This is a genomic window from Brevundimonas vesicularis (genome assembly GCF_900445985.1).
Classification (GTDB): Bacteria; Pseudomonadota; Alphaproteobacteria; order Caulobacterales; family Caulobacteraceae; genus Brevundimonas; species Brevundimonas vesicularis_D.
The window spans coordinates 593,842-617,405 of sequence record NZ_UAQP01000014.1 but is presented as its reverse complement, the minus strand read 5'-3'; the positions used below and the strand labels follow the sequence as shown (position 1 = coordinate 617,405).

26 protein-coding genes are annotated in these 23,564 nt (G+C 66.3%); 17 read left to right on the top strand and 9 right to left on the bottom strand.

The window, feature by feature from the left end; translation table 11 throughout:
- Positions 1–40: 40 nt before the first annotated feature.
- The 5 genes from DT343_RS12130 to DT343_RS12115 all read left to right on the top strand — a co-directional run bounded on the left by DT343_RS12130 (position 41) and on the right by DT343_RS12115 (position 3,687).
- Complete coding sequence (locus DT343_RS12130) at positions 41–1,261, top strand: NADP-dependent isocitrate dehydrogenase (RefSeq protein WP_039246750.1); 1,221 nt, start codon at positions 41–43, stop codon at positions 1,259–1,261.
- Positions 1,262–1,470: 209 nt separating this feature from the next.
- Positions 1,471–2,052 carry a DUF2939 domain-containing protein gene (locus DT343_RS12125; RefSeq protein WP_220116706.1) on the top strand — a complete coding sequence of 194 codons (582 nt, stop codon included), beginning with the start codon at positions 1,471–1,473 and terminating at the stop codon, positions 2,050–2,052.
- A 50-nt stretch (positions 2,053–2,102) separates the two neighbouring features.
- A complete protein-coding gene (locus DT343_RS12120; RefSeq protein WP_112863092.1) occupies positions 2,103–2,657 on the top strand; it encodes a DUF2939 domain-containing protein in 555 nt (184 codons plus the stop codon).
- 125 nt (positions 2,658–2,782) lie between these two features.
- Entirely contained in the window at positions 2,783–3,196 is a 414-nt protein-coding gene (locus DT343_RS17240; RefSeq protein WP_146756745.1) for a hypothetical protein, read from the top strand.
- On the top strand, positions 3,193–3,687 hold the full coding sequence (locus tag DT343_RS12115) for an ImmA/IrrE family metallo-endopeptidase (protein ID WP_112863091.1): 495 nt from the start codon (positions 3,193–3,195) through the stop codon (positions 3,685–3,687). Before DT343_RS17240 ends, DT343_RS12115 begins: the two co-directional genes overlap by 4 nt.
- 158 nt (positions 3,688–3,845) lie before the next feature.
- Here DT343_RS12115 and alaS read toward each other — a convergent pair whose 3' ends face one another.
- Together alaS and DT343_RS12105 are read right to left on the bottom strand one after the other, a co-directional pair.
- Positions 3,846–6,506: an alanine--tRNA ligase gene (alaS, locus tag DT343_RS12110; RefSeq protein WP_112863090.1), complete on the bottom strand. Its 2,661-nt coding sequence runs from the start codon at positions 6,504–6,506 to the stop codon at positions 3,846–3,848.
- 266 nt (positions 6,507–6,772) lie between these two features.
- On the bottom strand, positions 6,773–7,633 hold the full coding sequence (locus DT343_RS12105) for a pirin family protein (RefSeq protein WP_112863089.1): 861 nt from the start codon (positions 7,631–7,633) through the stop codon (positions 6,773–6,775).
- A 193-nt stretch (positions 7,634–7,826) separates the two neighbouring features.
- Here DT343_RS12105 and sdhC point away from each other — a divergent pair, with 193 nt between their 5' ends.
- The 4 genes from sdhC to DT343_RS12085 are packed head-to-tail and all read left to right on the top strand — an operon-like array spanning position 7,827 to position 11,280.
- Positions 7,827–8,291, top strand: a complete 465-nt coding sequence (gene sdhC / locus DT343_RS12100) for a succinate dehydrogenase, cytochrome b556 subunit (RefSeq protein ID WP_181669189.1) — start codon at positions 7,827–7,829, stop codon at positions 8,289–8,291.
- A complete protein-coding gene (sdhD, locus tag DT343_RS12095; protein ID WP_066553486.1) occupies positions 8,288–8,692 on the top strand; it encodes a succinate dehydrogenase, hydrophobic membrane anchor protein in 405 nt (134 codons plus the stop codon). The genes sdhC and sdhD overlap by 4 nt, the downstream gene beginning before the upstream one ends.
- 7 nt (positions 8,693–8,699) lie before the next feature.
- Entirely contained in the window at positions 8,700–10,484 is a 1,785-nt protein-coding gene (gene sdhA / locus DT343_RS12090) for a succinate dehydrogenase flavoprotein subunit (protein ID WP_055809722.1), read from the top strand.
- Position 10,485: 1 nt separating this feature from the next.
- Positions 10,486–11,280 carry a succinate dehydrogenase iron-sulfur subunit gene (locus DT343_RS12085; RefSeq protein WP_055755116.1) on the top strand — a complete coding sequence of 265 codons (795 nt, stop codon included), beginning with the start codon at positions 10,486–10,488 and terminating at the stop codon, positions 11,278–11,280.
- 82 nt (positions 11,281–11,362) lie between these two features.
- Here the strand turns inward: DT343_RS12085 and DT343_RS12080 are convergent, their stop codons facing one another.
- Positions 11,363–12,052 carry a TorF family putative porin gene (locus DT343_RS12080; RefSeq protein WP_112863088.1) on the bottom strand — a complete coding sequence of 230 codons (690 nt, stop codon included), beginning with the start codon at positions 12,050–12,052 and terminating at the stop codon, positions 11,363–11,365.
- A 119-nt stretch (positions 12,053–12,171) separates the two neighbouring features.
- On the opposite strand from DT343_RS12080, the gene DT343_RS12075 reads away from it, so the two are divergent.
- The 4 genes from DT343_RS12075 (at position 12,172) to DT343_RS12060 (ending at position 15,383) form a co-directional block, all read left to right on the top strand.
- Positions 12,172–13,797, top strand: a complete 1,626-nt coding sequence (locus DT343_RS12075; RefSeq protein ID WP_258522610.1) for a sensor histidine kinase — start codon at positions 12,172–12,174, stop codon at positions 13,795–13,797.
- A gap of 79 nt (positions 13,798–13,876) precedes the next feature.
- Positions 13,877–14,197, top strand: coding sequence for a 2Fe-2S iron-sulfur cluster-binding protein (locus tag DT343_RS12070; RefSeq protein ID WP_066627263.1), 321 nt, complete (start codon positions 13,877–13,879; stop codon positions 14,195–14,197).
- A gap of 1 nt (position 14,198) precedes the next feature.
- Complete coding sequence (locus tag DT343_RS12065) at positions 14,199–15,011, top strand: kinase (RefSeq protein ID WP_112863086.1); 813 nt, start codon at positions 14,199–14,201, stop codon at positions 15,009–15,011.
- Positions 15,012–15,035: 24 nt separating this feature from the next.
- Positions 15,036–15,383 carry a PilZ domain-containing protein gene (locus DT343_RS12060; RefSeq protein ID WP_112863085.1) on the top strand — a complete coding sequence of 116 codons (348 nt, stop codon included), beginning with the start codon at positions 15,036–15,038 and terminating at the stop codon, positions 15,381–15,383.
- Positions 15,384–15,392: 9 nt separating this feature from the next.
- On the opposite strand, the gene DT343_RS12055 is transcribed toward DT343_RS12060, so the two are convergent.
- A complete protein-coding gene (locus DT343_RS12055) occupies positions 15,393–16,262 on the bottom strand; it encodes an HAD family hydrolase (protein WP_039246730.1) in 870 nt (289 codons plus the stop codon).
- A gap of 35 nt (positions 16,263–16,297) precedes the next feature.
- Complete coding sequence (locus DT343_RS12050; protein WP_066627256.1) at positions 16,298–16,810, bottom strand: S-type pyocin family protein; 513 nt, start codon at positions 16,808–16,810, stop codon at positions 16,298–16,300.
- 102 nt (positions 16,811–16,912) lie between these two features.
- Here DT343_RS12050 and coaBC point away from each other — a divergent pair, with 102 nt between their 5' ends.
- Both coaBC and dut read left to right on the top strand, forming a co-directional pair.
- Positions 16,913–18,142 carry a bifunctional phosphopantothenoylcysteine decarboxylase/phosphopantothenate--cysteine ligase CoaBC gene (gene coaBC / locus DT343_RS12045; RefSeq protein ID WP_112863084.1) on the top strand — a complete coding sequence of 410 codons (1,230 nt, stop codon included), beginning with the start codon at positions 16,913–16,915 and terminating at the stop codon, positions 18,140–18,142.
- On the top strand, positions 18,139–18,594 hold the full coding sequence (dut, locus tag DT343_RS12040) for a dUTP diphosphatase (RefSeq protein ID WP_112863083.1): 456 nt from the start codon (positions 18,139–18,141) through the stop codon (positions 18,592–18,594). The genes coaBC and dut overlap by 4 nt, the downstream gene beginning before the upstream one ends.
- 132 nt (positions 18,595–18,726) lie before the next feature.
- Here dut and DT343_RS12035 read toward each other — a convergent pair whose 3' ends face one another.
- From DT343_RS12035 to secB, 3 genes are all read right to left on the bottom strand, one after another.
- Positions 18,727–19,569 carry a DUF3800 domain-containing protein gene (locus DT343_RS12035; RefSeq protein WP_112863082.1) on the bottom strand — a complete coding sequence of 281 codons (843 nt, stop codon included), beginning with the start codon at positions 19,567–19,569 and terminating at the stop codon, positions 18,727–18,729.
- Between the two features lie 78 nt (positions 19,570–19,647).
- Positions 19,648–20,598, bottom strand: a complete 951-nt coding sequence (locus tag DT343_RS12030; RefSeq protein ID WP_112863081.1) for a DMT family transporter — start codon at positions 20,596–20,598, stop codon at positions 19,648–19,650.
- A 9-nt stretch (positions 20,599–20,607) separates the two neighbouring features.
- Entirely contained in the window at positions 20,608–21,120 is a 513-nt protein-coding gene (secB, locus tag DT343_RS12025; protein WP_017505358.1) for a protein-export chaperone SecB, read from the bottom strand.
- A 198-nt stretch (positions 21,121–21,318) separates the two neighbouring features.
- Between secB and timA the strand changes: the two genes are divergently transcribed.
- Together timA and DT343_RS12015 are read left to right on the top strand one after the other, a co-directional pair.
- Entirely contained in the window at positions 21,319–21,957 is a 639-nt protein-coding gene (gene timA / locus DT343_RS12020; RefSeq protein WP_112863799.1) for a TIM44-related membrane protein TimA, read from the top strand.
- Positions 21,957–23,072: an MltA domain-containing protein gene (locus DT343_RS12015; RefSeq protein ID WP_112863080.1), complete on the top strand. Its 1,116-nt coding sequence runs from the start codon at positions 21,957–21,959 to the stop codon at positions 23,070–23,072. The genes timA and DT343_RS12015 overlap by 1 nt, the downstream gene beginning before the upstream one ends.
- Here DT343_RS12015 and DT343_RS12010 read toward each other — a convergent pair.
- Entirely contained in the window at positions 23,069–23,488 is a 420-nt protein-coding gene (locus DT343_RS12010) for an organic hydroperoxide resistance protein (RefSeq protein ID WP_439897235.1), read from the bottom strand. The two genes, DT343_RS12015 and DT343_RS12010, sit on opposite strands and share 4 nt — an antisense overlap.
- Positions 23,489–23,564: the final 76 nt, after the last annotated feature.

Genomic DNA, 23,564 nt, shown 5'->3' with positions numbered 1-23,564 from the left:
ACGACATTCCCTTCCCCACAGTCACAGGCGGACCGCACGCATGGCCAAGATCAAGGTCGAAAACCCCATCGTCGACATCGACGGCGACGAAATGACCCGCATCATCTGGCAGATGATCAAGGACAAGCTGGTGTTCCCGTTCCTGGATCTCGAGCTGGACTACTACGACCTGGGCATGGAGCACCGCGACGCCACCGACGACCAGGTGACGATCGACGCGGCCCACGCGATCCAGAAGCACGGCGTCGGCGTGAAGTGCGCCACCATCACCCCGGACGAAGCCCGCGTGCAGGAGTTCGGTCTGAAGAAGATGTGGAAGTCGCCGAACGGCACCATCCGCAACATCCTGGGCGGCGTGGTCTTCCGCGAGCCGATCATCTGCTCGAACGTGCCGCGCCTGGTTCCGGGCTGGACCCAGCCGATCGTCGTCGGCCGTCACGCCTTCGGCGACCAGTACAAGGCCACCGACTTCCTGATGCCTGGCCCCGGCACCCTGACGATCAAGTTCGTCGGCGAGGACGGCGAAGTGATCGAGCACGAGGTCTACAAGGCCCCCGGCGCCGGCGTGGCCATGGCCATGTACAACCAGGACGCCTCGATCCGCGAGTTCGCCCACGCCAGCTTCGCCTATGGCCTGCAGCGCAACTACCCGGTCTATCTGTCGACCAAGAACACGATCCTGAAAGCCTATGACGGCCGCTTCAAGGACCTGTTCCAGGAGGTGTTCGACGAACACTATGCCGCCGAGTTCAAGGCGCGCGGCCTGACCTATGAGCACCGCCTGATCGACGACATGGTTGCGGCCGCGATGAAGTGGTCGGGCGGCTTCGTCTGGGCGTGCAAGAACTATGACGGCGACGTGCAGTCCGACGTCGTGGCGCAGGGCTTCGGCTCGCTGGGCCTGATGACCTCGGTCCTGATGACGCCGGACGGCAAGGTGCTGGAAACGGAAGCCGCACACGGCACCGTGACCCGCCACTATCGCCAGCACCAGAAGGGCGAGGCCACCTCGACCAACTCGATCGCCTCGATCTTCGCCTGGACGCGCGGCTTCAAGCACCGCGCCAAGCTGGACGGCAACGCCGCCCTGGACCAGTTCGCCGACACCCTGGAGAAGGTGGTCGTTGACACCGTCGAGGCCGGCTTCATGACCAAGGATCTGGCGCTGCTGGTCGGCGACCAACAGGGCTGGCTGACCACCGAGGGCTTCCTCGACAAGGTCGCCGAGAACCTGAAGACCGCTCTGCCGGACGTGGGTTGAGGACAAGGGGGGAGCTGGAACGCCACGAGGCGTCTAGCCCCCTCCACCGCTTCGCGGTCCCCCTCCCCCGATGGGGGAGGAGACGGTCCTCAAGCAGCCCGAAGGGCGGTAGGACAAACAAGAATGAGCCCCGTCGGATCGCTCCGGCGGGGCTTTTCGTTGTGCGAAGGGCCGGGGCGTGCATGATCGGCGGTAATGAGGATGCGTTCGTGAAGCGGCTGTTCGGAAACCTGGTGCTGGCGGCGGTGGTCGTGGCGGTGCTGTCCTTCTTCGCGGCGCCCGCGGTGGCCTTCTTCGCCATTCGGTCGGCGGCCGAGGCGAACGACGTGGCGGGGCTGGCGCGGCTGATCGACTTCAACGCGGTGCGCCAGTCGTTGCGGCCGCAGCTGGCGGGACGGCCGGAGGCGATGGCGCCCGCGTCGTCCTTCCTGGAAGACCCCATTGCCGCCTTCCGGCGTCAGATCGAGCAGAACCCGATCCTGCGCCAGCCGGACGTCGACGCCTATCTGACGCCGGCCGCCCTCGACGCCTTGCTGAAGGGCGAGGGCCGATACGCCAGCCAGCGCACGGCGGCGGGCGTGGCGCCGGCTTCTGAGCGCAGCCGCAAGCCTTGGCCCAGCCCCGCCTATTGGAGCGTGAACCGGGCGCGGATGGCGGTGACGGATCAGGGCGGGTCGCGCACCCTGTTCACCTTCGAGCGGCGCGGGCCGTTCGAGTGGAAGCTGGTTCACATCGGCCTGCCCGACGGGACGGCCCCGGCGGCGCCGGCCGTCACCGTCACCCCGCAATAAACCCGGCAACCGACGCCGCCCAGCCTGCGTTGGCTTTCCAAGGAGACGACATGAGCCGCAAGATCATAACCGGAGCCCTGATCGCCATCGTCATCGGCGTGGTCGTCGCCCTGTTCGTTTCGCCCTTCATCGCCGCCCAGGCGCTGGTGCGGGCCGCGCGGACCGGGGATGCGGCCGGGCTGGAGCGGCAGGTGGACTTCCCGGCGTTCCGCACCAGCCTGAAGAGCGAGCTGAACGCGCGCGCGGCCCTGGAAATCCGCAACCGGACCAAGGGCGACACGGGCCTGGCGGCGCTGGGCATGCTGCTGGCTCCGTCGCTGGTCGAGGGGGCGGTCGACAACTTCGTCACGCCGCAAGGCATCGCCGCCATGGTCCGCTCCGGCGAGACGCCCGAGCCGGAGCGGCCCGTGCCCGCCGACGACACGCCGGCCGTCGACAAGGACAAGATCCGCCAGTCCTGGGCCTATCGCGGGCTCAACACCTTCGCCGTCACCCTGACGCGCGACGACCGGCCGGACGATGCGCTGGTGCTGATCATGGAACGCCGGACGCCGTTTACCTGGAAGCTGGCCGGGGTCGATCTGACGCCCGATCCGATGGCGTGAGGCCTGCTGTTGCATACCTCTTGCAGGGACAAAAGCAGAACACTACATTGTCCAGAGTTGACGCAGGACTTTTTAAGCGAATTGCCCTAGTGCACGAATCAGGCTGATCCGCGCTGGAGGTGTGTGTGGCTACTCCACAGATTTCGGCCAGTGTTTGTGAGCGGTTCTTGGATTTGGCGAATAAGCCTTGTCCGGCACCTAATCCTACGCCGGCTGTAGTAGCTGCTGCATCGGAACCTGAGTGGGATGCATTGGCCACGTCGCTGGCCTCAATCGGCAACACCTTTGCTATGGGGTCGTTGTTAATTGGTGTTTTAGCCCTGTTTGCAGCCATTGGCTGGGGGTTGTGGGTCAAGAAATGGGCTGAGGATGCAGCCAAAGCCGAGGCAAGAATTCACGCCAGAGCAATGGTTGAAGAGTGGTGTCGAACGGAAGCGCCACAAATTATCCGTCGGCACTTGGATAACTTACAGAATACGTCGCTCGGTCGCGTCGATGACGGCGAGGCAGCAGATGAGATGGGAGAGGAGGCGGGATGAATACGAAAGTTGACCCGTTAGCGCTTGCCGAGAAGTATTGGGGCGATATCCCCGTTCCCGTCTTCGAAATCTTGAGTGAACTTGGCCTAGGCCCCGACCGGCCTGCAATGGCTGAGAACGTTTCTGGCTGGATAGAGCGACGTGGAGACGGCACATACAAAGTTGCCGTGAACCCCACACATGCGTTGGTTCGTCAGCGATTCACGGCCGCACACGAGTTGGGTCATTACATTTATCACCGCGAGTTGTTGGGGGCGGGTGTAGGAGACTCTAGGGCCTATCGTCAGGAGGGCACACCTATACCTCCCAATGCAGCGATCCAGCCCATGCACGAGCGTCAAGCTAATAGCTTTGCGGCAAATCTTCTAATGCCGCGTAGCTCTATAACTGCGCTTCAAAATCTCGGCGTTAATACCGTGGCGGGTTTGGCCGAACGTCTCCAAGTATCTCAAGATGCCATGCGTATTCGGCTTGGATTGCCACGTATTTAATTATCTATCCAAACGCTAGTCTCCAATCGGAACTAGACTTTGAGTGGATTGCTGCGCCAACAAAGTAGCACGACTACCGCCACAAATATTTCGCTTGCTCCAAGATCAGGCGACTTGAAGGCCCCCGGTCTCGCTGCGCGGACCGGGGGATGACAATATTATCCCGCCAGCGCGGCCCTTACCGCCGCTAGGCCGTCTTCGGCCTTGGAGCCGTCGGGGGCGCCGCCTTGGGCGAAGTCGGGTTTGCCGCCGGCGCCCTGACCGCCCATGGCGATGACGGCGGCGCGAGCCAGGTCAGCGGCGTTGACGCGGTCGGTCAGGTCGGAGGTCACGGCGACGGTGACCGCGGCCTTGCCCTCGGTCACGCCGATCAGGGCGACCACGCCGGTGCCGACCTGTTTCCTGAAGTCTTCGGCGACGCCGCGCAGACCCTTGCCGTCCACGCCGTCCAGCACGCGGGCCATCAGCTTGACGCCGTTGATCTCCTCAGGCGCGGACGCGCCAGAGCCGCCGCCCAAGGCCAGCTGCTTCTTCAGCTCGGCGACCTGTTTCTCCAGCGACTTGACCGAGGCGGTAAGGCTGTCGACGCGGGCGGGGACGTCGGCGGTCTGGACCTTGAAGCTTTGAGCCAGAGAACGGGCGACGCCGGCCTGGGCCAGCAAGTACTGACGCGCGGCCTCGCCGGTCAGGGCCTCGATCCGGCGCACGCCGGCGGCGACGCCAGTTTCCTGAACGATCTTGAACAGGGCGATGTCGCCGGTGCGGGCGACGTGGGTGCCGCCGCACAGTTCGACCGAATAGGGGGCGTTGTCGCTGACCAGCGAGCGCCCCAGCGTCAGCACGCGCACCTCGTCGCCGTACTTCTCGCCGAACAGAGCGATGGCGCCGGCCTCGATGGCCTCTTGCGGGGCCATCAGCTTGGTTTCCGCCGGGACGTTCTGGCGGATGACGGCGTTGACCTCGGTCTCGATGGCCGACAGTTCGGCCTCGGTGAGCGGGGCGCCGTGGCTGAAGTCGAAGCGGGCGCGCTCGGCGTCGACCAACTGACCCTTCTGGGCGACTGCGGGGCCGAGCACATTCTTGAGCGCCGTATGCAGCAGGTGGGCGGCGGAGTGATTGGCGCGGCTGGTGCGGCGCTTTTCGGCGTCCACCAACTGGGCCGCGCGGGTTCCGATCTCCAGCTTGCCGGCCGTGACCTGGGCCACCAGGACATGCAGGTCGCCGGCGTGTTTGCGCACGTCGATGACCTCGGCCTCTCCGTCAATTCCATCCGAACTGGGCCATTCCAGGGTTCCGTGATCGCCGGCCTGGCCGCCGCTTTCGGCATAGAAGGGGGTGGTGTCGAACAACACTTCGACGATGTCGCCGGCCTCGGCCGTTTCGACCGGCGCGCCGGCGTTCATCAGGGCCAGGACCTCGCCCGAGCCTTCGATATTGTCATAGCCGGTGAAGACGGTCGGCCCCATCCGGTCGCGGATCGCCAGCCATTCGTTGGTGTTGGCGGTCTGGCCCGAGCCCTTCCAGTTTTCGCGCGACCGCTGGCGCTGTTCGGCCATGGCGGTCTCGAAGCCGTCGACATTGACCGAGAAGCCGCGACGACGGGCCTCATCCTGGGTCAGGTCCAGCGGGAACCCGTAGGTGTCGGACAGGGTGAAGGCCGTCTGGCCGTCCAGCATGTCGCCGGGACGGAAGCCCTGAACCGCCGTGTCGAACAGGGCCATGCCGCGGCCGAGCGTGGTGCGGAAGCGGACCTCTTCCTGCTTCAGCGTGTCCTCGATGAAGGGCTGGGCGCGGGCGAGTTCGGGATAGGCGTCGCCCATCTGGGCCACCAGGGTCGGGACCAGACGGTGCATCAGGGGGTCGGCGGCGCCCAGCAGGTGGGCGTGGCGCATCGCGCGGCGCATGATGCGGCGCAGCACATAGCCCCGGCCTTCGTTCGACGGGGTGACGCCGTCGGCGATCAGGAAGGACGACGACCGCAGATGATCGGCGATGACCCGGTGGCTGGCGGCCTGATCGCCGTCCGACTTGGTCGCGGTGGCGTCTTCGGACGCGGCGATCAGCGTCTTGAACAGGTCGGTTTCGAAAACCGAATGCACGCCCTGGAGCACGGTGGTCATCCGCTCCAGACCCATGCCGGTGTCCACGCTGGGCTTGGGAAGGTTGCGAACGATCTGATCGTTCTCCTTCTCATACTGCATGAAGACGTTGTTCCAGATCTCGACGTAGCGATCACCGTCCTCGTCCGGCGAACCGGGAGGGCCGCCGGCGATCTTGTCGCCGTGGTCCCAGAAGATTTCGGTGCAGGGGCCGCAGGGGCCCGAGTCGCCCATGGCCCAGAAGTTGTCCGAGCCGGCGATGCGGATGATCTTGTCGTCGGAGAAGCCGGTGACCTTCTTCCAGATCGCGGCGGCCTCGTCGTCATCGATATAGACGGTGACCAGCAGGCGTTTAGGGTCCAGGTCGAAGTCCTGGGTGACCAGGTTCCACGCCTTCTCGATGGCGTGTTCCTTGAAGTAGTCGCCGAACGAGAAGTTGCCCAGCATCTCGAAGAAGGTCAGGTGGCGGGCGGTATAGCCGACGTTGTCCAGATCGTTGTGCTTGCCCCCGGCGCGCACGCACTTCTGCGAGCTGGTCGCGCGGGGATAAGGCGGCTTGGCGGCGCCGGTGAAATAGTCCTTGAACGGCACCATGCCCGCATTGACGAAGAGCAGCGACGGATCGTTCTGCGGCACCAGCGGCGCCGAATGGACCTTGGCGTGGCCGTCCGCCGCGAAATAGTCGAGGTAGGTGGCGCGGATCTCGTTCAGGCTGGGCATTCGGCGTGTCTTCGGCTGGGGCGGTCGCTAGGAACCGGCGTCATATAGGGTTTTGGCGGGGAGCGCATCATCTGCGCGGGGGAGAGGCGCGCGTAGAAGATCCTCCCCCTAGGAGCGCAGCGGAAAGGGGGAGGGGGACCGCGCGTAGCGTGGTGGAGGGGGCGAAAATCCCACGGTGCTTGAATGAGACTTTCAACATCGATGATGCGGTCGCCCCCTCCACCGCTTCGCGGTCCCCCTCCCCCGCTGGGCGGGGGCGGATCATCTCACACCCTCGGCGGCGGGCCGAACTTGCCGGACTGGTAGTCCTGGATCGCCTGGATGATCTCTTCGCGGGTGTTCATGACGAAGGGGCCATGGCTGAAGACCGGCTCGCCGATGGGCTCGGCGTGGCCCAGCAGGACGACGGCGTCGGTGGTCGCCGTGATCCGGACCGCGTCGCCGTCGGACAGGGCGGCCAGGTTCCATTGCGGCACGGGGGTTCCGGCGACGGCGATCTCGCCCTTGACGCCATAGAGGAAGACGTTGCGGCCACGGGCGACGGGCGTCTCGAACGTCGCGCCGGCGGGCAGGCGCACGACGGCCAGATGGATGTCGATCAGGGACTGGATCGGCGCCTTGACGCCCAGCCAGTCGCCGGAAACCGGCTCGACCGTGACGCCGGCCTCGGTCGTGAAGGTCGGGATTTCGGATTTCTGCAGGCCCACATAGTCCGGCTTGGTCATCTTCAGCCGCGACGGCAGGTTCACCCAAAGCTGCAGGATCTCCATCGGCCCGCCGTCGCGCTTGAAGGCGGCCGGGGACAGTTCGGCGTGGATCAGACCCGAGCCGGCGGTCATCCACTGGACGCCGCCCGCCTTGATGATGCTCTCGCCGCCGCCGGAATCGTTGTGGGCCAGCTCGCCGTCCAGAATGAAGGTGACGGTCTCGAAACCCCGGTGCGGGTGCGGGCCGAACGGCAGGCCGGCGTTGCCCGGCGCATAGGTCTGGGGCCCGTGGTGGTTCAGGAACAGGAAGGGATCGATCTGGTCCACACCGGGGCCGGGCACCGGACGCCGGGTGGTCAGGTCGCCGATGTCGTCGCGATGGGCGGGGTGCAGGCGAAGGACGGAGCGGGGCTGTGTCATTCGCTACATATAGGGTGGCGGATCAGCGGTGGCGAGCCCGAGCCGCAAGACGATCCATCGTCGCAGACGGACGTATAAGCGGGGCAATCCGTCGATCTGGGGGTCTGTGCGTTGACACCGGCCCCACGGGGTCACAAAAGCCTTCGCAACCGCACACGGCGATTGAATTCATTCGCTTTTGAGAACCATTCGCATGAACCAGCCCAACCCGACGCCGGGTGGCGCCTCAAGCGACCGGACGGGTCGCTTCGTCACTCAACCGAACGGACATATCGCGCCGCTGTCGCCCCACATGGGTGTGTGGCGCTGGCACGTCACCATGACGGCCTCGATCCTGTTCCGTGCGACGATCATCGCCGCCACGGTCGGCGTGCTGTTCGTCCTGGCCTGGCTGGGCGCGCTGGCGTTAGGGCCCGAGGCGTTCCAGAGCGCGCTCGATCTGGCCGGATCGCCGCTGGGCCTGCTGGTCTTCTTCGGTCTGACGGTCGTGCTGTTCTCCTTCATCCTGAACGGCGCGCGCCACACCTATAACGACACCGGCAACGGGCTGACGGTGAAGTCGGCGACCGCCCTGTCGAACATCGCGGTCTGGGGGCCGATCCCGCTGGCCGTGCTGTTCTGGGTCGTCCTGTTCGCCACGGGGAGGGTTTCGCTGTGAGCGGCGCCGCAAAGTTCAAGAACAACGTCAAGGTCTCCGAGCGTCACGGCGCCGGCGAATGGCTGATCGAGCGCATCCTGCTGGTGGCCCTGCTGCCGCTGGGTCTGTGGGTCGCCTCGACCGGCTTCACCCTGGCGGGCGCCGGCTATGACGCGGCGATGGCCTGGTTCGCCAATCCGCTGAACGCGGCCCTGATGGCGATCACCGCGGTGATCTTCTTCGGCTACGTTAGCCTGGCTTGGAAAGTCATTCTGGAAGACTACGTGCCCAACGTCGGAACGCGCGGCCTTCTGGTCCTGCTGCTGAACGTCGTCTTCCTGGTGCTGGCCGCCGCCAGCGTCTTCTTCATCGTGCGACTGGCGCTGGGTTCGGCGCCGCTGCCCGCTGGTTTCGGAGCCTGATGAACTGATGGCCGCTTACGAACTGATCGATCACGAATACGACGTCGTCGTCGTCGGCGCCGGGGGCTCGGGTCTTCGCGCCGCGCTCGGCGCCGCCCAGCAGGGGCTGAAGGTCGCCTGCGTGACCAAGGTCTTCCCCACCCGCTCGCACACCGTCGCGGCCCAGGGCGGCATCTCCGCCTCGCTCGGCAACATGGGCGAGGACAGCTGGCAATGGCACATGTACGACACCGTCAAGGGGTCGGACTGGCTGGGCGACCAGGACTCGATCGAATATCTGGTCCGTAACGCGCCCAAGGCCGTCTATGAGCTGGAACACTGGGGCGTGCCCTTCAGCCGCACCGAAGAAGGCAAGATATATCAGCGCGCCTTCGGCGGCATGACCCGCAACTTCGGCGAAGGCCCGGTGCAGCGCACCTGCGCCGCCGCCGACCGCACCGGCCACGCCATCCTGCACACCCTGTACGGCCAGTCGGTGCGCCGTGAGGTGAAGTTCTTCGTCGAATATTTCGCGCTGGACCTGATCATGCAGGACGGCGCCTGCACCGGCGTGACGGCCCTGCAACTGGACAACGGTCAGCTTCACCAGTTCCGCGCCAAGATGGTGGTTCTGGCGACCGGCGGATACGGCCGCGCCTATTTCAGCGCCACCTCGGCCCACACCTGCACCGGCGACGGCAATGCGATGGTGCTGCGCGCCGGCCTGCCGCTGCAGGACATGGAGTTCGTACAGTTCCACCCGACCGGCATCTATGGCGCCGGCTGCCTGATTACCGAGGGCGCGCGCGGCGAGGGCGGCTATCTGACCAACTCGGAAGGCGAGCGCTTCATGGAGCGCTATGCGCCGACCGTGAAGGACCTGGCCCCGCGCGACATGGTTTCGCGCTCCATGACCATCGAAATCCGCGAGGGTCGCGGCGTGGGTCCGAACAAGGACCACATCTTCCTGCACCTGGATCACCTGGATCCGAAGATCCTGCACCAGCGCCTGCCGGGCATCTCGGAGTCGGCCAAGATCTTCGCCGGCGTGGATGTGACCAAGGAGCCGATCCCGGTCCTGCCGACCGTCCACTACAACATGGGCGGCATCCCCACGAACTATCACGGCGAAGTCCTGACGCTGCGCGACGGCAACCCCGACAGCGTGGTCCCGGGCCTGATGGCCGTGGGCGAGGCGGCCTGCGTTTCGGTGCACGGCGCCAACCGCCTGGGCTCCAACTCCCTGACCGACCTGGTGGTGTTCGGCCGCGCCGTCGGCCTGCGCTGCGGTGAAGTCGTCGACAAGGCCTCGGCCGTGCCGTCGGCCTCCAAGAGCCAGACCGACCAGCACCTGGCCCGCCTGGATCGCTTCCGCTACGCCGACGGCTCGACCCCGACCGCCGAGCTGCGTCTGTCGATGCAGCGCGCGATGCAGGCCGATGCGGCGGTGTTCCGCACCGGCGAGACCCTGCAACAGGGCACCGACAAGCTGCGCGCCATCGAGGCGGCCGGCGCCGACATCAAGACCACCGATCGCGGCCTGATCTGGAATACGGACCTTGTCGAGACGCTGGAGTACGACAACCTGATCGCCCAGGCGATGGTGACGATCGAGGGTGGTCTGAACCGCACGGAATCGCGCGGCGCCCACGCCCGCGAAGACTATCCCGATCGCGACGACGTCAACTGGATGAAGCACACCCTGGCGTGGAAGCGTCCGGGCGAGCAGGTCCAGATCGATTATCGTCCGGTCCACAACTACACCATGTCCGACGACATCGCGTATATCGAACCGAAGGCGCGGGTTTACTAAGATGGTCCAGCTTACTCTCCCCAGAGGCTCCAAGCCAACGACCGGCAAGGTCCACAAGGCCGCGCCGGGCTCCAAGGACGTGAAGACCTACAAGGTCTATCGCTACGATCCGGAGACCGACGCCGATCCGCGCTGGGACACCTATGAGGTGCCGACCGGCGACCACGGCCCGATGCTGCTGGACGCCCTGATCCACATCAAGAACACCATCGATCCGACCCTGTCGTTCCGGCGCTCGTGCCGCGAGGGCATCTGCGGCTCGTGCTCGATGAACATTGACGGGCGCAACGCCCTGGCCTGCACCAAGGGCTGGGACGAATGCGCGTCCAACAACATCACCATCTCCCCCCTGCCCCACCAGCCGGTGGTCAAGGACCTGGTGACGGACCTGAGCCTGTTCTACGCCCAGTACGACTCGATCCAGCCGTATCTGCAATCGGACGAACCGGACCCTGAAAAGGAACGTCTGCAGACCCCGGCCGAGCGCGAGAAGCTGGACGGCCTATACGAGTGCATCCTGTGCGCCTGCTGCTCGACGTCCTGCCCCAGCTACTGGTGGAACCAGGAAGAGTACCTGGGCCCGGCGGCGCTGCTGCAATCCTATCGCTGGATTTCCGACAGCCGCGACGACGCGACCCAGAAGCGGCTGGACGACCTGGAAGACCCGTTCAAACTGTATCGCTGCCACACGATCATGAACTGCGCCCAGGTCTGCCCCAAGGGCCTGAACCCGGCCAAGGCCATCGCCGAGACCAAGAAGCTGATGGTCGCGCCGAGCCGCAAGAAGGCGGCCTGAGGCCAGGTTTCTAACGCTCGCCAGTCCTTCAGATCAGAGGGAACGGCGGGCGTGCCGGCCGGCGTCAGAAGTTGGCGAACAGTCAGAAGTTGGCGAACAGACTGGCGACCAGGGCCCCGTCGTCCCTGTCGCTGTCGACCCATTCCAGCCCGGCGGTGAGTTTGCCCACGGGCAGGAACCCTCCGATCCGCCAGTCCGTCTTGCCGTCCGGCGCGTAGGCGCCCTGCTCGCGGCCGACCGACAGGCTGACAGTGACGGGCCAGTCGTCGGGTGCGTAATCAATCCCTGCCCAGCCGTAGTGATTGTCCTCGTCTCCCAGGGCGGTCTGCGACGGGGCATAGGCATATCCGACCGTCGCAGTCGCGGCGCCGAAGCTGCGGCCGACCTGGATGGGCGCCTCGACATAGTCGACGTCCTGTCCGCCGGGATAGCGATAGGCGGACAGGGCCGCGTCCCAGTCCAGGCCGAGCCAGGACCCCGCCCATCCGACGCTCAGGGTCGCCTCCAGCCTTGAACCCTCGTCCTCCTCATCGCCGCCATAGGCCGCGATGCTGGACAGATAGATGTCGGCATAGACCCCTGACGCCTGGGACAGGGTCACGCCGACCTGCATCGCCGGCTTGTCGTCAGACAGGCTCAGCCCGCGATAGCGATAGTCGCTGACGCCGCCGACGACCGCCTCAAGACGCCATTGATCGGCCGCCTCCTGAGCCGACGCCCCGACCGGAACCGCCGACGCGAGACCAAGGACGGCAAGAAAGGATCGGCCCATAAAGTCCCCCTGAATCTTAGGGAAATGTGCCGAGCCAGAGGTTAAATATATCGGAAGTATTTCTGTTCTAAAGGCTTTCTCTGTTCATGGCCTTCGGAGAGGTTTGGCCGTTGACCAAGATGCCGCCCTTTGCTCAAGCGCATGAGATGCGTTGGTTGAAGGCTGTCGCGGCGACGGTTCTCGTCGTCGTGTGCCTGGGCATGACGATCGCCATGCTTCTGGTCAGTCGCGCCATCGATGAGCGCGCAGCCGCCCACGAACAGACCATGGTGGAGCGTCGTCTGGAGCGCATGCTCAACGTCATCTCCGACGATATCGTCTCTGCGACGATCTGGAACGACGCCGTCGATGCGGTGAAGCGCGAGGACACGTCGTGGATGCAGAGCAACTTCAGCGACTACTACGCGCAATATATGGATCATGCCGTCACCCTCGTCTTCTCGGGCGACGGCCGGCTGATACTGGCGTCGCGCGGCGGCCAGGCGGTCGATGCGGCGAGCGAGGCCGCCTTGATCGCGGCGGTGCAGGATCTGGCGGCCGACGTTCGACGGACCTCGCTGAATCCTGCGCGGCGCCAAGCCGTCGGCTTCAAGGCGGTTTCGCGCGGGTCCTCCATCATACGGGCCGGCGATGCGCTTTATCTGGTCGGCGCCGCCACCGTCGTGCCCGAGGATCTGGCGCCCGTCGCCCGCCCGCCGCGTGACGCCATCGTGGTGTCCGCCAAGCCGATCAGCGCCTTCGTCACCTCGCTGCACACGGACCTTGGGCTGCATGACACCCGGTTGACGACGCCGGATGAGCGGCATTTCGTTTCTCTTCAAGGCCGGGATGGAACGCCCATCGCCGGACTGGTCTGGGCGCCCGACAGGCCGGGACGGCATATTTTGGCGACGCTGCTTCCGGTGTTCGCCGGCCTGCTGTTCATGTTCCTGATCGCGGCGGCGCTGATGTGGCGGCGCGTGGCCGCCAACGTCCGACGGCTCAGCGACAGCGAGCGGGCGCTGAGCGAAGCCTTGAAAGCCGCCGATGCCGCCAATCTGGCCAAGTCGCGCTTCCTGGCCAATATGAGCCACGAGTTGCGCACGCCCCTGAACGGCGTGCTCGGCATGTCCGAGGTGGTTCTGATGAGCGATCTCAGCGCCGCGCAACGGGGACAGATCGGCGTGATCAAGGAGTCGGGCGAGCATCTGCTCGTCATGATCGAGCGCATCCTGGAGATGGCGCATATCGATGACGCCCTGGCCGAGCCGGAGAGGCGGCCGTTTGATCCGGCGTCGGTGTTCGCAAAGGCCGCCGCCGGCCTGCGGGCCAAGGCGGAGGCCAAGGGATTGGCGATCACCGAAACCTATCAGCCGACAGGCTTGCGGCTTGGCGACGCGGGGCGCGTGTCGAAGGTGCTGACGGCCCTGATCGACAATGCCATCCAGTTCACGCGCACGGGCGGGGTGCGCCTGACTCTGGAGCCGTCGTCAGAAGGCCTGATCTTCAGGGTGGCTGACACCGGGCCAGGAATGTCCGAAGCCGTTCAGACGAAGCTGTTCACCCCCTTCAGCCAGGGCGACGATTCCGCCACCCGCAGCGTCGATGGCGCGGGTCTGGGACTGGCGCTGGCCAGGCGGCTGGCGACCTCAATGGGCGCCGTTCTGGACTATGAGACCCGGATCGGCCTCGGAACCACCTTTCGGCTCCTGCTCCCGGCGCCCGAGGCGCCGTCCGACGATGATCGCTCCGAGACGGCGGCCTGAGCCGCGTTTCTGGATCTGCATCGTCCTCCGGGGCCAGCAACGCCCTTGCGCGAGCGGTCCGGCTTGATATGAGCGGGCCATGGCCAGCATCACCTATATCGAGCATGACGGAACCGAGCACGTCGTCGACGTGAAGTCGGGGCTGAGCGTCATGGAAGGCGCGATCCGCAACAATGTGCCGGGCATCGACGCGGACTGCGGCGGGGCCTGCGCCTGCGCCACCTGCCATGTCTATGTCGACGAGGCTTGGCGAGAGGCGACGGGCAAGCCGTCGGCCATGGAAGAGTCGATGTTGGACTTCGCCGAAGAGGTCGAGCCGAACAGCCGCCTGTCGTGCCAGATCCGGGTGTCGGACGCGCTGAACGGCCTGATCGTGCGGTTGCCGGAAAACCAGCACTGAAATGATCGACGCGCGGCTGATCGACAGGATCGGCCGATGGATCGAGCAGCGCGCCGAGGCGATGGGCCGGGACGGTCCGCCAGTCCTGGGGATCGCGGGTTCGCAAGGTTCGGGAAAATCCACACTGGCCAAGGCCATCGCCGAGCGCTTCGGCGGGGCGAGCCTGTCGCTGGACGACGTCTATCTGACGAAGGCGGAGCGGGCGGCCATGGCGGCGCGGGTGCATCCCTTGTTCGCCACGCGCGGGCCGCTAGGGACGCATGATCTGGGCCTTCTGAACCGTCTGCTGGATCGGTTGCAGGCGGCGGGGCCGGACGATCTGACGCCTCTGCCGCGTTTCGACAAGTTGGCCGACGACCGCGCGCCCCACGCGGACTGGCCTGTCGTGAAGGGGCGGCCGCGGGTCATTGTGCTGGAGGGTTGGTGCCTGGGCGTGACGCCGCAGGCCGAGGCGGACTTGGCTGCACCGATCAACGCCCTGGAAACCGAGCAGGACGTCGGGGGCGAGTGGCGCAGGGCGATTAATGCGGCGCTAGGTCGGCCCTACGCCCGCCTGCGCGCGCGGTTGGGCGCCCTGATCTTTCTGAAGGCGCCGGACTTCGATGTCGTGCTGGACTGGCGCTGCGAGCAGGAGGCGGGATTGATGGGGCAGGACGACTTGTCGCCCGAGCGACGCGCGGCGCTGGCGGTCTTCATCCAGCATTACGAACGCCTGAGCCGGCATATGATGACGGGCGGCGTGGAGGCGGACCTGATCGTCGCCCTGGCCAGGGATCGCGGGGTTCGCAGCCTTGAAGGCGGGCTTGGCGCCTGAGCCGCATCTGTGCGTTATCGGACCATGAGCCTGTTTGGATCCAAGTCCGCCGTCGAGCCCGACCGCCGCGTGGGCGCGCGCCGACCCGCAAACGCGCGCGGCGTCGTCTGCGCGCCCGGCCTGGAGACGGCGTGCCTGATCGTCGATCTGTCGGACGCGGGGATGAAGCTGCGGCTGGACCGGGGCGGGGCCCTGCCGCGCGAGGTGGTCGTGGTCGATGTGGCTGCGGGCGTCGCCTATCCCGCCACCGTCGTCTGGCAGCGTGGACAGGAGGCCGGGCTGAGGCAGACCGGGGCCAAGTCGCTGAGAGGCCTGGCGCCGGCGAGGCTGATCCCCGCGCGCGACGCCTGGTTGAGGGCCGGCGGGCGCTGATCAGCCTGATTAGTCCGCCGTGTCGGCGGGCATGGAGCCGGCGTTGATGGCGATGCGGCCCACCAGCCCCTTGACGATCAGGTCCAGGGCCGATCCCTCGCGATAGTCGGCGGCGGCGACAAAGTTCACCCGGTCCTCCGAGATCAGGGAATAGACCTTCTTCTGGTCCCGCTCGTTCGAGCGCGGATCATAGACGGCGATCGAGAAGCCGCCCTTGGTGTGCATCATCTTCATGGTCGGCACGTCGGTGTCGCCGTCGCCGATGAAGATCATCCGGTCGAAGGGCACGGCGCGCTCGTCGTCGGGGATGAAGTGGTTGATGCGTTCGTGCTCCCAGTGGTTCTTCACGCCCTTGTTGATGCGGAACAGATACTGGGTCTTGGTGGTGTAGTTGACGCCGACCGCCGGCCAGGCCGCCTCGCCCTTGTCGTCATAGACGTAGTGGGAGGCGAAGACGTGGGTCAGGGCGGGGCGGATCGGCGTGCCGTCGATCATCTCCTCCAGCCCGGCGGAGATGATGTAATGCTCGATCTCCAGCCCGTATTTTGCCCCGAAGGCGTTCATCCGGTCGAACCAGCTGAGATCCTTCAGCCCCTCGAACAGAGCCACCGCCTCGCCATGCTGGCGCAGGGTCTCGCGCGTCACCGGGGCGCCGTTCTGACGCGCGTGGTGCAGCATCAGCTGCATGTACATCAGGATGCCGTCGCCGTCGGCGTCCTTGGTCAGGCGCTCAGCCTCTTCCCAGAAGGCGCCGATGCCCATGCCGACGGAGGGAATGAAGGACACCTCCTGCATATTGCCGCGCGCCAGGGTGCCGTCGAAATCATAGATCAGGGCGGTCTTCAGCAGCGGGGTTTTGGGTTCGGCCGTATCGGACATGGGGCGAGATCCTTGGTGGAGCCCCGCCCTCTATATCAGCCCGCAGCGCCCGTCGATTGGCGCCGCTGGCCGAAGGTGGGCGCCGCCGCCTTCTGCTCGGCCCAGTAGTCGGCGCCCGTCGTCGGCTTGAACATGGTGCGGGGCGACCCGTTGCGGGCCACCACGGCGAAGGTGTTGGTTGAGGCCTGATAGATCAGGGTGTCGCCATTTGGCCGCTTGACGGTCTCGGCGTCGCGCGGAGGCTTTGTCGTGAAAGCCGTGACCTTGGTCAGATAATCCTCGGCTGAGCGCGCGCCGAAGTCTGCGCCGTTGCGGTCGTAGAGACGCGCGATCTTGGCGTCGACGGTTTCGCGCCGATTGGCGGTCAGGACGGGCTTCTCCTGAGGCGTCGCAGCCTCTTCGCTTGCCGTCGGCATGGACGTCAGGGCAACGGGTTCGGCGCTCGCCGTCCGATCCCGCGTCTCAACCGCCGAACTGTTGTCGCAGGCACTCAGCCCCAGCAGACCGCACAGGACCAGCGCGGCCCCTCCCCTTGTCAGCGTTCTCATTCTTTCCTCCAGATACCCGCTGGACGCGACGAAAGCACAACTTTATTGTTCGCGCAATGTTCTCGTCTCGACGGCGTCACGCGCGGCGGCTAGACCGTGAGCATGGACAATCGCCTCCTTTCGAACCGCAAGATCCTGCTGATCGTGGGCGGCGGCATCGCGGCCTATAAGGCGCTGGAGCTGGTGCGGCTGATCGCCAAGGCGGGCGGGCAGACGCGGGTCATCCTGACCGAATCCGGCGCCGAGTTCGTGACGCCCCTGTCGCTGGCGGCGCTGAGCGGTCATCCGGTGCGGTCGGGCCTGTTCCCCCCGGACGACGAGACCAGCATGGGCCATATCGAGCTGTCGCGCTGGGCCGATCTGGTGGTGGTGGCGCCGGCGACGGCGGGGCTGATCGCAAAGGCGGCGAACGGGCTGGCCGACGACCTGGCCTCGACGACCCTGATCGCCACGGACAAGCGGGTGCTGTTGGCGCCGGCGATGAATGTGCGGATGTGGGAGCATCCGGCGGTCCAGGCCAATATGGAACGGTTGAAGGCCTTTCCGGGCTTCCACGGCGTGGCGGCGGTGGGGCCGGATGACGGAGAGATGGCCTGCGGCGAATACGGGCCGGGTCGGATGGCGGAGCCCGCCGCGATCCTGGAGGCCATTGCGGGCCTGCTGGCCGGCGCGGCCGGACGACCGCTCAAGGGACGCAAGGCCGTGGTCACGGCCGGGCCGACGTTCGAACCGATCGACCCGGTGCGGGGCCTGACCAACCGCTCCAGCGGCAAACAGGGCTACGCCATCGCCGCCGCTTTGGCCGAACTGGGGGCCGAGGTGACGCTGGTGTCGGGGCCGACGGCGCTGGCGGCGCCGACCGGCGTGACGCGGATCGATGTGGAGAGCGCGCTGGAGATGCAGGCGGCGACGCAGAGCGCCCTTCCCGCCGACATCGCCGTGCTGTCGGCGGCCGTCGCCGACTGGCGCGTGGACACCATCGCCGGCGGCAAGATCAAGAAGGGACCCGGCGGGCCGCCGACCCTGGCCCTGATCGAAAACCCCGACATCCTGGCCGGCGTCGCCGCGCCCGGTCCGAACCGCCCGGCCCTGGTCATCGGCTTCGCCGCCGAGACGACGAATCTGGAGGCCAATGCCCGCGCCAAGCTGTCGCGAAAGGGCTGCGACTGGATCCTGGGCAACGACGTGTCCGACGACGTGTTCGGGTCGGACGGCAACGCCGTGCTGCTGGTCACCGCCGACAAGACCGAGACCTGGCCGCGCCAGTCCAAGACCGCCATCGCCCGGGCCGTCGCCGCCCGCATCGCCGATCATTTCAAGGCCCCCGAATGACCGAGACCCCGATCCAGATCCTGCGCCTGCCGCACTCCGAAGGCCTGCCCCTGCCTGCCTATGAGACGGCCGGTTCGGCGGGCATGGACCTGCGCGCCGCCGTGCCAGAGGATCAGCCGATGACCCTGGCGCCGGGTCAGCGGGCCCTGGTGCCGACGGGGCTGAAGATCGCCCTGCCGCTGGGTTATGAGGCCCAGGTGCGGGCGCGCTCGGGCCTGGCTTTGAAGCACGGCATCATCTGCCCCAATGCGCCGGGCACCATCGACAGCGACTATCGCGGCGAGTGCGGCGTGATCCTGGCCAACATCGGCGCCGAGCCCTTCATCATCCGCCGCGGCGAACGCATCGCGCAGTTGGTGATCGCCCGGCATGGGCGCGCGGACTGGATCGAGGTCGAAACGCTGGACGAAACCGTACGCGGGACGGGCGGGTTTGGATCAACAGGGCGGTAGGCGAATCCACTTCGGAATCGCCAAATCTCCCGTTGCAATTTTTCAATTCATGGGTTATGAATAGAGTCAAGTGGATTGGGGGTTCCCGGTCGGCGTTACGGCCTCGGTGGGTTCACCGGGGCCTTTCGCTTTTCAGGCCTCGGGGTAGATCAGATACCCCACACCCTCGTAGTCCTTTCCGACATTGGCTCTTCCGCCCCGACAGAAGAATTTCTTCTTCAAGAGGTCGAAGGCCCGATTGGCCTGTCCACGCCGAACGACGCTGAGGCCTATAGGTCTCGCCACAAGATCCGCCAGTTGAAGACCGGACGAGTTGGCCTTCTTGTCCGCAAATACGATCGAGAGCGGCAAAAGCGCCGCAAACCTATTGGCGCCATCGCAAATCCGCCTGAACTCCAGCTCAAGCTCAGTGTCTTCCTTCTTTCCCCTGCATTCGACCACGACATGCGTCGTCCCGTCGAGCTGGCCTTTCTCGCTCAGAAAATCCCGCAGCTGTTCCAGGCAGAATTTGAGCGCGACATGATAAGGGTTGCTCGCCGTTTCGCCCGTATCAACCATGCGACGCTTGTCGATCACGCAAGCAACCAGCACAAACTTGCTGGCCTCAATGATTTGAGACAGGGCGCGGATGAAGCGGTTCTTTCCGGCGGCGTTTGAAAACCGGAATTGACCGGTCTCTTTGCGGATGTCTCTCTCGTGGAGAATGACGATGTCGTGGCCGAACTGGGCGAATTTGAACGCTTCCAGCGACGGAACGACAGCCCGTCCATAGTAGGCTTTCTGGAAGATGCATAAGGACAGCACGAATACGGGGTAGGCGTCGTCTATGGCGACCATGCTGTGATCGCCGCTTTCATCGACATAGACGATGTAGTCGCTGAACTTGGGCTTCTCTGATGCAGCCTCGCCGCCAACGTTATCGACACCGGCGAAAAGAGGCAGTTGGTCGGCGTCAGACGATGCGGTTGTGTTCATGTTTGGTCTTAGGTTGGATTGATCCCAAGCCATATATCTGTGAACGTGATATTTTCGCTACCGAGAAGCGAAAAACTATTAGGCCAGCGGCGTGGTCGGCTGGTTCAGGTTGACCTTGCGGCGGATATGTTCGCGCCAGGCGGTGTAGAGGCCGCTGCTGGCGATCAGGGCGGCGCCGGCCAGGGTGGTGAGCGTGGGCGTCGCGGCCATCAGCCACCAGCCGAAGACGATGGCGCCGACGATCTGTAGATAGTCGAAGGGCGCGACTACAGCGACCGGAGCCTTTTGCAGCGAGGCGGTCATGAAGAGCTGGGCCAGGCCGCCGGCGATGCCCGATCCGATCAGCAGGCCGAACGTGCCGAGCGCGTGCCAATGGCCGACGAAGGGCAGCAGGCTCGCCCCCACGACCGAACAGGCGACGAAGAACCAGAAGACGATGGCGGCGACGTGTTCGGTGTCGCGCAGCTGGCGCAGGGTGATGGTCACGCCGGCCGTCAGCACCGCTCCGATCAGGGCGAAGGCCACCCCCGCCAGCGGCAGGACAGAATGGCCGACGCCCGGCCGCATGACGACGATCACGCCGATGAAACCGACCGCGACGGCGGCCCAGCGGCGCGGGCCGACCGCCTCCTTCAGCACGAAGAAGGACAGGATGGTGGCGAAGATCGGAGCGGTGAAGCTGAGGGTCGTCGCGTCGGCGAGAGGCAGCAGCGTCAGCGTCTGGAACAGGCACAGGATGGCCGCGACGCCCAGGGCGCTGCGTCCCAAATGAGCCAGTGGGCGGCGCGTCGACAGGGCCGACAGCCCGCCCGGCTGGGTCAGCACCCAGGCCACAACGACCGGCAGGCCGAAGAAGGCGCGGTAGAACAGCATTTCCGGCGCCGCGACGCCGTCCCGCGAGGCCAGCTTCAACGTCGCCGTCATGATCGAGAAACAGCCGGCGGCGGCGATGCGCAGAAGAATGCCGCAGACGACATCCTCGCCCGCGGCTTTCGATGGATCAGGAGAAGGCCGCGCGGCGGCGACCATGTCGCGCGCTTAAGCCTGGCCGGTTTCGACCGGCTGCTGGGCGATCTGCTGCTGGCGCGCGATGTAGATGGCGGCGAAGTCGATGGGGTCCAGCTGGAACGGGGGATAGAAGCCGCCATCGGCCGTGGCGCCCGAGATGATCTCGCGCGCGAACGGGAACAGGTAGCGCGGGCATTCGATCAGCAGCAGCGGCTCGATGTCCTGCTCCTGAACATTGGCCAGCTGGAACAGGCCGCCATAGACCAGTTCGACGTGGAAGACGGGCTGGTTCTCGTGCGTCGCCTTGATCGACAGCTTCAGATCCAGTTCGAACAGGCCGTCGGGGCGGCCCTGGGCGGCCATTTCGACGCCGAGGTCGATTGCGGGCTTGCCGTCGATGCGCAGGGATTCCGGGGCGCGCGGGTTCTCGAACGAGAAGTCGCGGACGTATTGCGCCAGGATGCGGAAGCCGGGACCGGCGGGCTGGCCCTGCTGGGCGTCGCCTTGCTGGGGCTGTTCGGCGGGAGGAGCGGCGTCGGTCATGAAACGGTCTTTGGCGCAGTTTGGGGCCGATGAGGCCGGAATGAGGCGCCGCGACTACCATGCCGGGACGCTTGGCCGCAACGTCGCGCGCGCGATTGGGGGCGCGGTTCGCCTTGCCTCACCCTATATGAGCCCGTAATCACGCCAGACTAAGTGTTTGGCGCACCCGTCGTTCGCTACAGGAATCTCCTCTTGAACATGCCGGTTCAGTTCCAGGTCGTCGTCTTCGCCTTCATCGCAGCCTTTGTGCTGTTCCAGCTCTACAATGTGCTGGGCAAGCGGGTGGGCCGTCAGCCGCAGGAAGACGCCAAGATCGCGCCGCCCGGCCCGGCCCAGGCCGAGACGCCGAAGATCGCGGCGATCGACCCGGCGACCCTGGCCTCCATCGCCAGCCTGAAGGCGCGCGATCCGGCGTTCGACCCGGCCCGTTTCCTGGACGGCGCGCGCCAGGCCTATGAGACCATCGTTCGCGGCTACGCCGCCGGCGACCGGGCCGCGCTGAAGCCGTTGCTGAAGTCCAATGTCTTCGCCTCGTTCGAGACCGGCATCGCGGCGCGCGAGACGCGTGGCGAGACCGAGACCGTCGAGTTCCTTTATCCGCCCCGCGCCGATCTGGAAGGCGCGGTCGCCGAGGGCGACAAGGCCGTGGCCAAGGTGCGTTTCCTGGCCGAATTGCGCAGCCGGGTGACCAAGGCCTCTGGCGAAACGGCGGACGCGACGACGGGCGAGCCGCTGGTCGAGGAACGCCGCACGGCCGAACACTGGACCTTCGAACGCACCCTGGGCGCGACGGACCCGAACTGGGTCCTGGCGCGCGTCGAGCCGGCCAACGCCTGATGGCGGTTCGCGGCCGGTCGGGCGGACTGGCGACGCTGGCGGCCGCCCTGGCTGTCGCCGCCTGTTCGACCGGGCCGATGACGCCGACGGGGACGACCGGGCCGAAGACAGGGCCGGTTCCCTATACGCCTTCGCCCAATCCGACCCCGCCTCCCGCACCGTCCAACGCCCTGAGCCCCGCCGTGCTGCCGGGATGGAGTCAGGAAGACCATCTGGCCGCCTTCCGGGCCTATGTGGATGGGTGCGGGGCGGCGCGTGACGAGGCCGCACGCCGGGTCTGCGGACGCGCCAAGGCCATGGCGACGACGATGACGATCACGCCGTCGCAGGCGCGCGCCTTTTTCGAGGCCAGCTTCAGCGCGATCCCGGCCCAGACGCCGGACGGGCGACCGGGGCTGCTGACCTCCTATTTCGCCCCCGAATATCCGGCGCGGCGACGGCCGGACGCCGAGTTCTCGGCCCCCGTCCTGCCCAAGCCCGCCAATCCCCGCGCCGCCGGCGACCGGGCCTATATTGAATCCGCCGCCCGGCCTGAGCAGGCCCTGGCCTGGATGCGGGCCGAGGACCTGTTCTTTCTGCAGATCCAGGGGTCGGGCTATCTGACGTTCGAGGACGGCACGCGCGGCCGCGCCGCCTACGCCGCCGACAACGGCAAGCCGTTCGTGGGCATCGCCCGACCGATGGCGCAGCAAGGGCTGTTGCCGCAGAACGGCACCTCCGGCGACGCGATCCGGGACTGGCTGGCCAGCCACCGGGGCTATGAGGCGCAGGCGGTCATGGCGCTGAACCCGCGCTACATCTTCTTCCGTCTGGACCCTGACGATGACGGCCATCCAGCGGGGGCGGCGGGCGTGCGCCTGACTGAGCGACGGGCCATCGCGGTCGACCCGGCCCACTGGCGTTATGGCGAACTGGTCTGGCTGGAGGCCGACGGGGGCAATCTGCGCGGCGCCACGGCCAGCTATCGCGGTCTGGCCATGGCGCTGGACACGGGATCAGCCATTCGCGGACCGGTGCGCGCCGACCTCTATATGGGTCGCGGCGACCGCGCGGGGGCCGAGGCCGGGACCGTGCGCCACCCCTTGCGGATGTGGCGCCTGGTCCCGAGGGGTTAGGCGACGGTCAGGGTCACCGCGATATTGCCCCGCGTGGCGTGCGAATAGGGGCAGACGGTATCCGCCTCGGCGACAAGGGCCTCGGCGTCGGCGCGATCCACGCCCGGCAGGCTGACCTCCAGCGCCACCTCCAGGCCGAAGCCCTTGTCGCTGCGCGGACCGATGCCGACCGTGGCGTTGACGGCGGCGTCGGCAGGCACCTTGGCGTAACCGCCCTGAGAGGCGACGAACTTCATGGCGCCGAGGAAGCAGGCAGCATAGCCGGCCGCGAACAGCTGTTCGGGGTTGTTGCCCACGCCGGCGCCGCCCAGCTCCTTAGGCGTGCCCAAGGCGACATCCAGAGCGCCGTCGGTGGTGGCGGCGCGGCCGTCGCGGCCGCCCGTGGCGACGGCGGTGGTGCGGTACAGGGTGTTGATGGACATGGGGATCAGCTCCGGGAGATCATAAATATCGTGCGCGATTTAATCGCGTGGTGTCATTTAGTGAGCAGAG

Bases quoted from the DNA above. Each gene is read 5' to 3' on its own strand.
- DT343_RS12130 (WP_039246750.1), top strand. From the start codon at position 41: ATGGCCAAGATCAAGGTCGAAAACCCCATCGTCGACATCGACGGCGAC.
- DT343_RS12120 (WP_112863092.1), top strand. From the start codon at position 2,103: ATGAGCCGCAAGATCATAACCGGAGCCCTGATCGCCATCGTCATCGGC.
- DT343_RS12115 (WP_112863091.1), top strand. From the start codon at position 3,193: ATGAATACGAAAGTTGACCCGTTAGCGCTTGCCGAGAAGTATTGGGGC.
- alaS (WP_112863090.1), bottom strand. From the start codon at position 6,506: ATGCCCAGCCTGAACGAGATCCGCGCCACCTACCTCGACTATTTCGCG.
- DT343_RS12105 (WP_112863089.1), bottom strand. From the start codon at position 7,633: ATGACACAGCCCCGCTCCGTCCTTCGCCTGCACCCCGCCCATCGCGAC.
- sdhC (WP_181669189.1), top strand. From the start codon at position 7,827: ATGAACCAGCCCAACCCGACGCCGGGTGGCGCCTCAAGCGACCGGACG.
- sdhA (WP_055809722.1), top strand. From the start codon at position 8,700: ATGGCCGCTTACGAACTGATCGATCACGAATACGACGTCGTCGTCGTC.
- DT343_RS12085 (WP_055755116.1), top strand. From the start codon at position 10,486: ATGGTCCAGCTTACTCTCCCCAGAGGCTCCAAGCCAACGACCGGCAAG.
- DT343_RS12080 (WP_112863088.1), bottom strand. From the start codon at position 12,052: ATGGGCCGATCCTTTCTTGCCGTCCTTGGTCTCGCGTCGGCGGTTCCG.
- DT343_RS12075 (WP_258522610.1), top strand. From the start codon at position 12,172: ATGCCGCCCTTTGCTCAAGCGCATGAGATGCGTTGGTTGAAGGCTGTC.
- DT343_RS12070 (WP_066627263.1), top strand. From the start codon at position 13,877: ATGGCCAGCATCACCTATATCGAGCATGACGGAACCGAGCACGTCGTC.
- DT343_RS12065 (WP_112863086.1), top strand. From the start codon at position 14,199: ATGATCGACGCGCGGCTGATCGACAGGATCGGCCGATGGATCGAGCAG.
- DT343_RS12060 (WP_112863085.1), top strand. From the start codon at position 15,036: ATGAGCCTGTTTGGATCCAAGTCCGCCGTCGAGCCCGACCGCCGCGTG.
- DT343_RS12055 (WP_039246730.1), bottom strand. From the start codon at position 16,262: ATGTCCGATACGGCCGAACCCAAAACCCCGCTGCTGAAGACCGCCCTG.
- DT343_RS12050 (WP_066627256.1), bottom strand. From the start codon at position 16,810: ATGAGAACGCTGACAAGGGGAGGGGCCGCGCTGGTCCTGTGCGGTCTG.
- coaBC (WP_112863084.1), top strand. From the start codon at position 16,913: ATGGACAATCGCCTCCTTTCGAACCGCAAGATCCTGCTGATCGTGGGC.
- dut (WP_112863083.1), top strand. From the start codon at position 18,139: ATGACCGAGACCCCGATCCAGATCCTGCGCCTGCCGCACTCCGAAGGC.
- DT343_RS12035 (WP_112863082.1), bottom strand. From the start codon at position 19,569: ATGAACACAACCGCATCGTCTGACGCCGACCAACTGCCTCTTTTCGCC.
- DT343_RS12030 (WP_112863081.1), bottom strand. From the start codon at position 20,598: ATGGTCGCCGCCGCGCGGCCTTCTCCTGATCCATCGAAAGCCGCGGGC.
- secB (WP_017505358.1), bottom strand. From the start codon at position 21,120: ATGACCGACGCCGCTCCTCCCGCCGAACAGCCCCAGCAAGGCGACGCC.
- timA (WP_112863799.1), top strand. From the start codon at position 21,319: ATGCCGGTTCAGTTCCAGGTCGTCGTCTTCGCCTTCATCGCAGCCTTT.
- DT343_RS12015 (WP_112863080.1), top strand. From the start codon at position 21,957: ATGGCGGTTCGCGGCCGGTCGGGCGGACTGGCGACGCTGGCGGCCGCC.